The sequence below is a fragment of the Desulfotomaculum sp. 1211_IL3151 genome (genome assembly GCF_036763075.1).
Classification (GTDB): domain Bacteria; phylum Bacillota; class Desulfotomaculia; order Desulfotomaculales; family Desulfotomaculaceae; genus Desulfotomaculum.
Genome location: NZ_JBAIYV010000049.1, coordinates 1 through 12,807, shown reverse-complemented (window position 1 = coordinate 12,807; position 12,807 = coordinate 1). Strand labels below are relative to the sequence as shown.

The 12,807-nt window shown below is 39.3% G+C and carries 11 protein-coding genes; 9 read left to right on the top strand and 2 right to left on the bottom strand.

Going from position 1 to position 12,807, the window contains the following annotated elements; all coding sequences use genetic code 11:
* Positions 1-492 precede the first annotated feature (492 nt).
* The 5 genes from V6C11_RS13515 to V6C11_RS13495 all read left to right on the top strand — a co-directional run bounded on the left by V6C11_RS13515 (position 493) and on the right by V6C11_RS13495 (position 7,941).
* Entirely contained in the window at positions 493-1,797 is a 1,305-nt protein-coding gene (locus tag V6C11_RS13515; RefSeq protein WP_333531721.1) for a DUF512 domain-containing protein, read from the top strand.
* An 85-nt stretch (positions 1,798-1,882) separates the two neighbouring features.
* A complete protein-coding gene (locus V6C11_RS13510) occupies positions 1,883-2,806 on the top strand; it encodes a LysR family transcriptional regulator (protein WP_333531720.1) in 924 nt (307 codons plus the stop codon).
* Between the two features lie 337 nt (positions 2,807-3,143).
* Positions 3,144-5,420: a 5-methyltetrahydropteroyltriglutamate--homocysteine S-methyltransferase gene (gene metE / locus V6C11_RS13505; protein WP_333531719.1), complete on the top strand. Its 2,277-nt coding sequence runs from the start codon at positions 3,144-3,146 to the stop codon at positions 5,418-5,420.
* 28 nt (positions 5,421-5,448) lie between these two features.
* Entirely contained in the window at positions 5,449-7,296 is a 1,848-nt protein-coding gene (locus V6C11_RS13500; RefSeq protein ID WP_333531718.1) for a bifunctional homocysteine S-methyltransferase/methylenetetrahydrofolate reductase, read from the top strand.
* A gap of 210 nt (positions 7,297-7,506) precedes the next feature.
* Positions 7,507-7,941 carry a DUF6147 family protein gene (locus V6C11_RS13495; protein WP_333531717.1) on the top strand — a complete coding sequence of 145 codons (435 nt, stop codon included), beginning with the start codon at positions 7,507-7,509 and terminating at the stop codon, positions 7,939-7,941.
* Here V6C11_RS13495 and V6C11_RS13490 read toward each other — a convergent pair.
* A complete protein-coding gene (locus V6C11_RS13490) occupies positions 7,928-8,659 on the bottom strand; it encodes a DUF4367 domain-containing protein (RefSeq protein WP_333531716.1) in 732 nt (243 codons plus the stop codon). The genes V6C11_RS13495 and V6C11_RS13490 overlap by 14 nt on opposite strands.
* A complete protein-coding gene (locus V6C11_RS13485; protein WP_333531715.1) occupies positions 8,649-9,227 on the bottom strand; it encodes an RNA polymerase sigma factor in 579 nt (192 codons plus the stop codon). Before V6C11_RS13485 ends, V6C11_RS13490 begins: the two co-directional genes overlap by 11 nt.
* A 260-nt stretch (positions 9,228-9,487) precedes the next feature.
* Between V6C11_RS13485 and V6C11_RS13480 the strand changes: the two genes are divergently transcribed.
* From V6C11_RS13480 to V6C11_RS13465, 4 genes are all read left to right on the top strand, one after another.
* Complete coding sequence (locus V6C11_RS13480) at positions 9,488-10,756, top strand: IS110 family transposase (RefSeq protein ID WP_333531714.1); 1,269 nt, start codon at positions 9,488-9,490, stop codon at positions 10,754-10,756.
* Positions 10,757-10,906: 150 nt separating this feature from the next.
* Positions 10,907-11,275, top strand: coding sequence for a hypothetical protein (locus tag V6C11_RS13475; RefSeq protein ID WP_333531713.1), 369 nt, complete (start codon positions 10,907-10,909; stop codon positions 11,273-11,275).
* Positions 11,276-11,384: 109 nt separating this feature from the next.
* The gene (locus V6C11_RS13470) at positions 11,385-11,894 is read left to right on the top strand and encodes a hypothetical protein (protein WP_333531712.1); all 510 of its coding nucleotides are present in this window, start codon (positions 11,385-11,387) and stop codon (positions 11,892-11,894) included.
* A 296-nt stretch (positions 11,895-12,190) separates the two neighbouring features.
* On the top strand, positions 12,191-12,595 hold the full coding sequence (locus V6C11_RS13465) for a hypothetical protein (protein WP_333531711.1): 405 nt from the start codon (positions 12,191-12,193) through the stop codon (positions 12,593-12,595).
* Positions 12,596-12,807: the final 212 nt, after the last annotated feature.

The following is a 12,807-nucleotide window of genomic DNA, read 5'->3' as shown; positions in this document are numbered from 1 at the left end:
CTCCTTTTCTTATATTATAACACAGTGCGATAAGGTGCGATACAAACAAAAGAGAAAAAGACAAAAAAATAAGCCTATATCAAGGCTTTTGGGCAATTTTTCTTTATTCAACTGTCAAAGACCCGAGATATTTAACAGAGAATTAATAGGATTTCTTGACAAGAAAATCGGTGGCAGGTATTGTAATAATAAGTGCGAATGTTTAGGATAGCTACTTTGTGTGATCCAAAAGTAACTCTAAGTTTATGCTAGTGGAGAGAAAGCTTTGGAAGGTTTGGCATCGATGCTTTATATAGCTAGGAAAACTGGCTAGTTGTCATCGCCTATTGATCGCGATGACAGGAATGGGATTTGCGTAATTAATCTGTCCTTCCCGGCTAATTGGCCGTTTTTTTATGTCCAAATATATACATGTATACTAAACGTCACACCGTGGCGATCATATGAGGTGGCCGCTGTGGGTTTAAGTATATATTCAAAAGGAATGGAAAAATGAACACTAAAATATCAAAGATAATAAAATGCAGTATTGCCGAAGAATTAGAGGTCGAAGTCGGAGATAGCCTGATCAGTATAAATGGCACAGAGATTAAAGATATCATAGACTATAAGTTTTTAATGGCAGATGATTACATAGAGGTTGAAATAGAAAAGAAAAATGGAGAGATTTGGACTCTTGAAGTTGAAAAGGATTATCAAGAGGATTTAGGCCTTGAGTTTGAAAATGGCATCATCGATCAAGCTCGACGCTGTCATAATAATTGCCTTTTTTGTTTTATTGACCAGTTGCCGCCAGGAATGCGAAAAACGCTGTATTTTAAAGATGATGATTCAAGATTGTCTTTTCTTCAAGGCAATTTTGTGACCTTAACAAATATGACCGATGATGATTTCGAAAGAATTATTCGATACAGAATCAGTCCTATCAATGTTTCGGTACACACAACCAATGCTGAGCTTAGAAAAAAGATGCTTAATAACAGATTTGCCGGAAATATTTATGAAAGACTGGAGAAATTAGCCGCTGCCGGTATCCGCATGAATTGTCAAATCGTATTGTGTCCTGGCTATAATAATGGGGAAGAATTAATAAAAACAGTAAATGACCTATATAAACTATATCCGTCGATTGAAAATGTTGCGGCAGTACCGGTTGGGGTTACTAAGTTTAGGAAAAATCTAAAAGATATAACCTTATATGATGCTCATCGTGCTAAAGCAGAACTTGACAGGATAAGTCCGTTTCAGAAAAAGGCATTGAGGAAAATTGGAACACCCTTTATCAGATTGGCTGATGAATTCTATGTGCTTTCTGGGACTGAAATTCCGGATACCGAATTTTACGGAGATTTTGAGCAAATTGAAGATGGTATCGGAATGATCCGATTTTTTAGAGATAGCATTACAAAAAATCTCAAAAAGCTTAACAGAAAAGGAAAAGGATCATTCAGTTTGATTACAGGTGTTTCCGCCTACAAAGAAATAGTATGGGCTGCGCAGGCTATTGAGAAAAAAAATAACAGCATCAAAATAAATGTTCATAAAGTTATAAATGATTTTTTTGGTCCGACAATTACGGTGGCCGGCCTGCTGACCGGACAGGATATTATGAAACATATCCAGCCGCAGAGTGTTTTCGATTATATAATAATGCCTAAGAATATGTTTAAGAGTGACGAAAATATCATGCTGGATGATGTTACTGCTGTTGACTTGGAAAAATATTTTAACAAGCAGATTTTACTCTGTGATTTTACGGGGGAAGACTTGATTCAGGTCATTAACGAACATATTTAAGTGGGTTTTTTCGCAGTCAGAACCGGACTGATTTATGCAAAGGTAACATCGTTGAAATGGATTTCATTGGAAGTTGGAGAAGCTTATGAAATTGAAACAATTAAAATATATCATCGAGATAACCAATTGCGGGTCTATCAATGAGGCTGCAAAAAGGCTGTATGTTACGCAACCCACTCTTTCAAACGCTGTTAAGGAGCTTGAAACCGAAATCGGCATAGAACTATTTATCCGAACCCCGAAAGGAATCACGCTTTCCCGGGACGGCGCCGAATTCCTCGGTTATGCCCGGCAGGTTGTCGAGCAGGTAGGACTTTTGGAACAGCGGTACTTGAACAAAAAACCTTCAAGGCAACTTTGCTCTATTTCTACTCAGCATTATGCTTTTGCAGTTAATGCCTTTGTAAACCTTATCAAGCAAAGCGGTGCGGATGAGTATGAATTTACTCTTCGGGAAACACGGACGTATGAAATTATTGAAGATGTCAAGAATCTGCGCAGTGAAATTGGCATCATGTATATAAACCCCTTTAACCAAAGGGTTATAGAAAAGCTGCTGCGTGAAAATCGTCTTGATTTTCACCCGTTGTTTACTGCGAAGCCGCATATTTTTATAAGCACGCAAAACCCACTTGCCGGGCGGGAATTTGTAACCTTGGAGGATCTCGAGGAGTATCCTTACTTGTCCTTTGAGCAGGGCGAATTCAACTCTTTCTATTTTTCAGAAGAAATTTTAAGCACGGTATTTCATAAGAAGAACATCTATGTCAGCGATCGGGCAACCCTGTTCAATCTTTTAATTGGCTTGAATGGTTATACCATATCCACTGGAATTGTCAGCGCAGATTTAAACGGCGACCATATTATATCTGTACCACTAAAAGTCGATGATCGTATTCAGGTTGGCTGGATTTCCAACCATCAGATACAACTAAGTAAGCTGGCAAATGCTTATTTAAATGAATTGAAGGCGGTAATACAAGAATATGGTCTTCCATTGCAAGAATAGGTTATAGTTAAAAACTATATATTAATATAAAATTTATGTATTACCCTATATGGTCTTTCCTATGCTATACTGACAAAAAATTGTACAGCAAGGAGCATCCTATATGGGTAATTTTTTTTACAAACGCTGCTAAGCGAACAGCGACTCTTTTTCAAAATGGATCATATTGTATAACGTGCTGAATAATCGAACGAGCAATTGCCGCAAGATGGGGAAGGCCGTGAGAACCGGACACAGTCGCGCTACGGTATCGGAAGGTCGTAATGGCCATTCCGGAGTCCGATTACCATGGTAATTGCCAGTTTTTTGTCGCGTCAACAAAAAAGGAGGAATAATTTTGAACACGGGAGCAAGGACTTATGTGGTGGGTTTTCCGAGAATTGGGGAACAACGGGAACTCAAAAAAATTCTTGAAGGGTATTGGGAGCAAAAAAACAGCTTAGAGGAGGTAGTCGGTGTCGCGCGGGATTTGCGCCAAAAACACTGGCTGCTGCAAAAAGAGGCAGGCATTTCTTTTATCAGCAGCAACGATTCTAGTTTATACGATGGCATGCTGGATACGGCAGTCATGTTAAACGCAATTCCGGAAAGATTTAGAGATATTAAAGACGAATACGAACGTTATTTTTCTATGGCACGCGGCAGTAAAAATGCTGTCGCGATGGAAATGACCAAATGGTTTAACACGAATTATCACTATATTGTGCCGGAACTTTCCGGTGACATGAAGTTTGCATTAAACGAGGCTAAAATAATTAATGAATATTTAGAAGCCAAGGGCTGTGGGATTAAAACAAAGATTAATATTATTGGTCCTATAACGTTTTTAACGCTGTCAAAACGGGTGGATGGTAGTCAGAATACTTTGGAGTTATTACCCAAGATTTTGCCTTGCTACGTTTCGCTGCTGGAAAAGCTGGCAGAGCTTGACGATGAGCTTTATATCCAGTTCGATGAACCGATCACCGTAAAGGATGTTGACCAGCGGGCGATCGAATTACTGTGCTCAAGCTATAAAGAACTGGCGGTTGTAAACGATAAGCTTAAGCTAATCGTAATGACCTATTTTGACCATGCTACAGAAGCGGTATCGGCATTGGCTGATGTGCCAATATACGGTATTGGCCTTGATTTTATTTATGGCAAGGAAAACTTGACTGCATTGGATTCTTTAAAGGACAAAAAACTGTTTGCGGGCGTCGTCGACGGACGAAACGTTTGGAAAAACGACTATCGCGAGACATTGGAATTGCTCAAAGCCATCGAGATGAAAGTCAGGAAAGAAGACATTGTCATTTCTACCAGTTGTTCACTTCTGCATGTTCCGTATTCTTTGGAACAGGAAAAGCAACTTGCTCAAGATATAAAATCGTGGTTGAGCTTTTCGGTGGAAAAACTGCAGGAGTTGTCGGAATTGGCCGCGTTGTTTTCAGGTGATTACTCTAAAAATATAGCAGCGATTTTGGAAGGCAATCAAAGGATTTTTGCTGAAAAACAACATTCGCCGAAAATAGTGGACACCAAAGTCCGTGAACGTATCGGCAATGTGGCGCCCATCGAAAGAAACGAGGTTTTTGCTGACCGGATCGCGGCACAAAGTAAAGTGTTAGGTTTAGGTGCTTTTCCGACTACGACGATCGGCAGCTTTCCCCAAACAGCTGAGATCCGAAAGCTAAGACGGGATTTTAAAAATAAGGTTATTTCTTCTTCACAGTATGAGGAAGGTATTCATCGCTATATTGATTCATGCATCCAGTTTCAGGAAGATATCGGTCTGGATGTACTGGTGCATGGTGAGCCGGAAAGAAACGACATGGTTGAATATTTTGGTGAGCAGCTTGCCGGCTTTGTATTTACGAAAAACGGCTGGGTACAAAGCTACGGCAGCAGATGTGTCAAACCCCCGGTTATATACGGCGATGTCAGCAGACCGAACCCGATGACGGTTGCTACGATAGCCTATGCCCAAAGCAGGACAAACAAAGTGGTCAAGGGGATGCTGACCGGACCGGTCACCATTCTTAACTGGTCCTTTGTCCGCAATGATATAAGCCGCGCCGATGTGTGTGAACAAATAGCACTGGCCATCAGGGACGAGATTGCCGACCTGCAAGATGCCGGCATCAAGATTATCCAGGTGGATGAGGCCGCCTTTAAGGAAGGCTATCCGTTACGCAAACAAAAGATTGCTGCTTACGAGGAGTGGGCTGTTAGAAGCTTTAAGTTAGCAGTCAGTTCCGCGTCAATAAAAACACAAATCCATACGCATATGTGCTACAGCGATTTCAATGATATTATTCATACCATTGAAAAAATGGATGCCGATGTTATCACGATCGAAACTTCCAGAAGCGGCAATAAGCTACTGCAGGTTTTCGCCGGCAACGGCTATGCAAATGAAATAGGTCCCGGAGTGTATGATATTCACTCGCCAAGAGTTCCTTCTGTCGAGGAATTGGAGGAAAAGCTCCATCAATTAATGATGGTTTTGCCGCCGGAAAAATTATGGGTTAATCCCGACTGTGGTTTAAAAACCCGTAAATGGGATGAGGTAAAACCAAGCTTGACCAACATGGTTAAAGCTACACAGAATATACGACGAGAAATACAGTAAAAATGATTGTTTCGGAGGCAGGGCTTTATTGCCTTGCCTCTGCGGCTTAATTTCGTTTGCTGCTAGATATTTTGAGGGTGAAGATATGATAAGAGCGTATTTGAAGGACAATATTCTGATAACAGATGGGGCCATGGGTACTTATTATGCTGAAATTACAGGCAAACACGATGTTCCTCCCGAAACAGCCAATCTGGACGATGCCAAGACCATTGAAAGAATTCATCATGAGTATATTGAAGCCGGAGCAAAACTGATAAAAACAAATACTTTTTCAGCAAATAGCATTGGAATGGATGCCTCAAGAGCAGACATTGAAAAGATTATTAGCGCCGGCATCGCTATCGCCAATCGGGTGGTCTTGAAGAAAAACGTCTTTGTAGCGGCAAGTATTGGCCCTATACCGGATATGGTCGGTAAAACTGACATGGACCCGGCTGTTATTATAGATGAATATAGGTTTGTAGTGGATGTATTTTTGAAGAAAAACGTCAAAATATTCATTTTTGAAACTTTTAGCGACATCCGATACCTTAAGGAAATAACCCAATACATCAAGGAAAAAGACAATTCCATATTTATTTTGACTCAATTTGCGACAACCCCTGAAGGATTTACCAGAAAAGCTTTAAGTATTGATCGCATCATAACCATGGCAAGAAGCTGTGATCATATTGATGCTTATGGTTTTAATTGCGGCGTGGGGCCAACCCATATCTTCAATAACTTGAAGGGCAAGATATTGGCAGAGGATCTTGTAGCGGTGGCTCCTAATGCAGGATATCCTGAAATCGTCCGAGGTAGAACGGTATATATTAATAATCCGGATTATTTTGCCGAGAGAATGAGAGAAATTCGTGGGCTGGGGGCAAAAATTTTAGGCGGATGTTGTGGAACAACCCCTGCTCATATTAAAAAAATGGCGGAACGGACTCATTCAGGAAAGGCAGATTCTTTTTCCTGGCCATCCGTTTTACCTAAGCCAAGTGTGCTTGCCGACAGAAAAAACCGAAATGCTTTTTCCGAGAAATTAAAAAGAGACCAGTTTGTCCTCGCGGTGGAGCTTGATCCGCCGTTTAACGCTGATCCGCATACTATTATGAATAATGCCCGGATTTGCAAAGAAAGTGGCGTTGATATCGTTACCATAGCGGATTCTCCCATGGGGCGGGCAAGGGTTGACTCCATGATGCTTGCCGCAAAAATCAAAAGAGAAGCTGGCATTGATGTGATACCACATATTTGCTGTCGTGACAAAAATATTAATGCACTGAAATCCGCGTTGCTGGCCGGGTATATTGAGAATATCCGAAATGTGTTAGCCGTTACCGGCGACCCCATTGCCGAATCGGACAAAAGCGAAATTAAAAGCGTGTTTAACCTTAATTCACTTAAATTAATTGAACTGGTATCCTCTATGAACAAAGATGTTTTTTCTGAAGAGCCGATTCATATAGGCGGGGCATTGAACCTAAATGGTATGAAGCCGGAAGGCGAAATACAAAGAATGTTAAAAAAGGCTGATCGGGGCGCTACTTTTTTTCTTACACAACCTATATTCGATGATCAGGTCATCAATTTTTTACCACAGATAAATTCAAATGATCATGTTAAAATACTAGGCGGCATTATGCCGTTGGTAAGCTATCGAAATGCTCAGTTTTTAAATAACGAGGTAGCGGGAATCAGAATACCAGAAAGCATTATAAACAAGTTCGATCCTGCTATGGAAAAAGAAGAAGCAGAAAAATTAGGAATAGAAATAGCTTTGGAAATTGCGGAAAAGATGAAAAATGCTGTCCATGGATTTTATTTTATTACGCCGTTTAACCGTGTTAGCATGATTACAAAAATAATCAATCGACTCGGTATGTAAGTTCAATCGCTCGTCGAGAAGGAGAAAAGCATGCACTATCGTTTCTCGAACAAAGTAGCGAATTCTGCCGTGTAATTCCAGGAAAAGGATAGGCTCCCCTTATGGTCTCCTCAAGAAGGAGATTCTTTTCTGGTAAAAAATAAATTTTTGAAACCAAAAGGCTACCTTCCGTATCTAGGTATTGAAAAATAATTTAAGGGGGTAGCTTTAATGTTCAAAAGAATCAAATCGCTTGCAATTCTACTGGTAGGGCTGATGTTCCTAATTATTGGGCAACCCGTTATGGCACAAGAGGAAAAGAGCAATATAGGTGAAGTAACGCCGATGGCTTACCAATACCTATTTGACTGTTCCAGCCTGTACACACTGAATGGAACTAGTATCGGTGCCTCTGGTACAACCCAAACTTACACCAATGTTAGTAAAATCACCACCACAGTATATCTGGATAAGAAAACTTCCAGTGGCTGGACCGCAGTTACGAGTTGGACAAGCAGCGTAACTAATAACGCTTACTCCACTACAAGTGGCAGTTACAAAGGCACTCCGGGGACAACTTATAGGGTAAGATGCTTACACCGGGCAGATAACGGTACTTTATCCGAAATGAATACTTCTTACACTAGTTCTTTTACTGTAAATTAACCCGTCTTAATGAGCTAGCCAGAACAAATAAATCTTCCTCGTCCAACGGCCCAGTTATTGTAACAAAGATATCTCTATCAACCCAGCACAACTGTTTTTTACCATCTTTAAAAACCAATAGATTCGCGTCCTGTCCCTTAATATTAACCTTTTTTAAAACCGCATCCTCGGTATCGTATGATGTGGCTTGATTAAAGTCACCAATAATATTAATCTGAGCGATATTTACTGGTTGGGATTTGGCAGTATTAAGGAATAACACCAGCTTTGTAGAATCCCCTACCTTTTGCATTACAGCTCTTTCAATAGTATACTGACCGGCTAAATCAATAGGTAATAGAGCTTGATAAGGTACATCATTTAAGACCTGTGCAACTTCTGGTTTAAAGGAGTACACCGGGTCTTTTTCTTTTTTCTGCGTTCCATATGAAATATGGACAGTTTCAACCTTGCCGGCAATAAAGGAGCGGATCGTCTCAAAAATCTTTAAATTTAAGGCAGTTCCTTCCTTGGGCATAAACCAAAGTCCCACTACCAAAAAAATAATTAATGAACAGGCCACAACAGACCACTTAGATGGTGACTTTGGCTTAGGGTTATATTTATTATTATATCTCTCCCATGCTAAGTCCATATCCACATCCGTGTCTTTTCGCGCCCGATCCTTAAGGGATTCTTTAATCAGTTTATCAACGGTTGTGTATTTATCATCGCTCAACTTTCAACCCGCCCTCCTGTTTACTAATAACGTAACCTTCTTTGATTAAACGGTTTTTGATATGGGCTCTCGCCCTATGTAAAAGCGTTTTAACAGTACCTTCGGGTTTTTGGATCAATGTTGAGATATCCTTTACCTTCATTTCCTCATAGTAGTACAGGTGAATGACCTGCTTCATAGCAGGGTCTAGGGAATCGATTGCTTTATTTAACGTAGATAAGGTGTCTTGTGAACTGACCACATGCTCCGGTGAGTTTTCGATAGAGTCGATAATAGGGCCGATGAGATCAATACTAACTATATTTTTGTATTTATTAAGAATTCTGTTAACGTTATTTATCGTAATTTTCTTTATCCACGCTTCAATCTTATCTGGATCCCTTAGTTGGTCTATATTTTGCGTTGCTATAAATATCGCTTCTTGTGCAGCTTCTTCCGCTATGTCAGCATCCCCACAATAAAAATAGGCAGATTTTAAGGCCGACTTATAATGAAGTTCGAAAATAAGTTTACTAAAATCCTGATTAACTTGTTTCTTTCTAGAAAAGAGCTTTTTAAATATAGACATAGTAGCCCCCTAAGAGGTTTGATGAATTTTATATAATATTTCTATACATTGCGATTAGATTCCTTTTATCCATACAAGCACAGATAATGTCGCAATAAGGCGATAGATTTTTAAAACCAAAACCACCTTCCTTTTATCTAATAATTAAAGGAGCATTCCTGTGGTAGCAAAAAATGAAGTTGGTAAAAAAGACCTCACGTTAAAATTTGAAAGGACTGTTGGCCAACAGAATCCGATCAAAATAACGGAGGTCATCCCAAATGAATTTTACACAAAACGAGAAACTAAAGCAACTATCCGAAAGAAGTATTGTTATTGGAGTGGACATTGCGAGCGAGCTTCATTATGCCAGGGCTTTCGACTGGCGAGGAGTCGAGTTGGGTAAGGTATTCAAGTTTGAAAACCGTGCTGAAGGATTCAAAGATTTCTATGCATGGATTGAACGTTTAAAGAGGCAAGCACAAAAGGACTGCATAGTGGTAGGCGCAGAGCCAACCGGCCATTACTGGTTCGGCCTGGCATCATACCTGAAAGAGCAACACATTAAATTAGTCCTCGTAAACCCATTCCATGTAAAGCGGAGTAAGGAGCTTGATGACAATCATCCGAGCAAAACGGATGCCAAGGATCCCAAAACAATTGCCAAGCTGGTAATCGAGGGGAGATACAATGAGCCCTATATCCCAGAGGGGATCTATGCGGAGCTGAGAGTAGCGATGGCTTGCAGAACGCGTATACAAAAGGAACTAAACAGCATAAAAAATCGCATTCAGCGGTGGCTGAAAATATACTTTCCTGAGCATGAAACAGTGTTTGGAAAGTTTGACGCCACGAGTAGCATGTTGGTGTTACAAGAAGCCCCACTACCCAGGGATATTGAAAGACTTGGAGCAGAAGGAATAAACCGAATTTGGAAAGACCAGAAACTGAGGGCGGTTGGAATGAAAAGGGCTAAGAGCCTGTATGAAGCGGCCCAGAGGAGTATTGGTTGCACTGAAGGAGAGACTTGTTCCCGAATGGAAATCAAGCTATTACTCCAAGATTATCACAACAAAATGGCACAATACCAGGCTGTCATTCAGACCATTGAAGGATTGTGCAGTCAAATACCAGAGGTAGCAAAACTACTTGAAATTAAAGGTATCGGTCTTGTTACCGTAGCTGGTTTTCTCTCTGAAGTTGGAGACATTAGACGCTTTAGTTCTCCAAAGCAAATCCAAAAACTTGCGGGCTTAGCCTTGCGAGAGAGTAGCTCGGGCAAGCACAAAGGACAGACCACGATCAGTAAGCGCGGCCGCACACGACTGAGGGCGATTCTATTTCAAGCAGTAATGCCTCTAGTCGCTAAAAATAAAGAGTTTGCGGAAATACACAACTACTACACGGCAAGGGGCAAGAATCCTCTCAAGAAGAAACAATCGCTAATCGCTTTAAGCTGCAAACTAATTCGGGTATTCTACGCATTCTTAACCGGGGGGTTAGTAATAAGCACTAGATTTTTAAAGTTTACCTCCGTGATAGTGGATTAGTAACCCCAATGGCCACTTATACTCTTTTAGGTAGAATAAATTACGGACCTAATCCATATGATTCTTTAAACCATGGTATAAAACTAAAATGCGATAACTCCTGAAACCAGTACCTATACTGTAAGAAGCTATGTTGGTAGCGTAGTTAGTTTGGTTGCGGCAATTATATCAGTAATAGCAGTTCCATCCTCAGTAATGACTAATGTAGTAAAAGGCGTATTTGCAGCACTTGGAATATCAATTATTTCAGGTAGTATAGTTAATGCTTTATCTGTAACTTTAGCAGCTTCAATAAGTAATTATGAATGGATATGTACAGATACTCTTAATGAAAATCGTTCATGTACTTTAAGTGGGAAAAAGATATTTATCATTGACTCCAATAAGAAGTATTCGGGAAACACATATACTGAAGGATTGCTTCCCGAAAATTGGAAAACTTCAACTTTTGGTAAATCAGTATATCTATCATTATTTGGAGTTAATGGCATGACACCTGTAAGTTATGGTTCTTACTAAACTAAAGTGGTTTTAGCGTTAATATCACAAATAAAATACGGATCTAGTGCAGGAGTAGTCAGGAGTGATCTAATATCTGAAATATAAAAAAATATGTATAGCAACAAGCATGGCTGCAGTGGTTTTAGTAATATTTCTACACAATTCTTTTTTCCAGATTGAAGAAGATAAGATTAAAGAGACAATTACTCAAGAATTATTAAAAACAGAGGGTAAAAACTACACAATACAAGATATACAAATGAGAAAACAATTGGATTTGAAATTTAGAAAAATTGTAGTATACTCATTTCCTTCAGCAGATGAAAGAGAAATTATTGGCACTGCAAACTTATATAAAGGTCTAAATAACAAATATGCAGTTGGTGAAATATACTGTCAAAAAAAATTTGTATATCTCTTTGTTGTTAAGGATTTTGCCACTAAATATTTGATTATCGCAGGTAAAAACAATCAGAGTAACATTGATTACATTGAACTAACCAATAAAGAAGGCAATAGCTATAAAGAGGATATTTCAAAAGAAGAATATTTTATTTATAAAAAAAATGTAAATCTATTAAGAAGCTATCGTATGCTAGATAAGGAAGGTAAGGAAATACCTTTAGCTCCTTTTTGATAGCATTATTAAAGAATATTTTAGGCCCTGTTTGAACGATTGCAAGCAGGGTTCTTTTATTTTAGTTATATCAAATTTGAATATTATGATGAATTTGAGCCACCAGGGACACAAGGGGACGTTTTGAGACCACTGAAAAAGTCTAGTTAAAACACAAAAAGCATACCCACCAATGGTATAATTAAGTCACCACAACAAAATATACCGGGGGATGCTTTTTATGCTAATTGAAACCACCTTTAAACAAGTCAGCTTCTACACTGGATTATACCATATAATACCGATGGAGGATGAATATGAAATCACACAAATCAATTATAGCAATAGATTTTATATACATCGTTATTATGACTGCATGTTCTGTGTTTTATATGTTTGCTGATTTTAGCAAAGCGATTTCAGTGCAGTGTGGTTTTGCACAGTTTGTATTTTCAATATTGGTAATCATTATCTCTATTTTCAGATTGATAAGGAAAAAAGATGGATTGCCCTCATATATCTATGCCATTTATTCCTTAGCGCAGCTTGTACCTATATTCTTCTGGATGGTCTACATCTCTTATACATTTTATATTTTTCTTGGAGTTAAGGCTATAAACTTTTTAGGTCTAATGGTACATATATTCCTAATTGCTTGGGGTATTAACATGATTATCATAAAAAAGAAGATACGGGATGGAGTAATCGAAAGCGCAAATTGATTATGGAAAAATTGCTTCGCCGATCTTTAGGTAGTGTAAAAAAACACGCCCAGAAACCCAGGACACAAGGGGACGTTTTTATTGCGTCGCTAAGCCCTTTTAACAATATTAAAACTTACACCAGTCAGGCGGGATATTTGCCGGATGCTTAATCCTTCAATCTCTTTTAGTTTATGCAGCACCATATCCCGCTCTGCCCTACTCATTTCTTG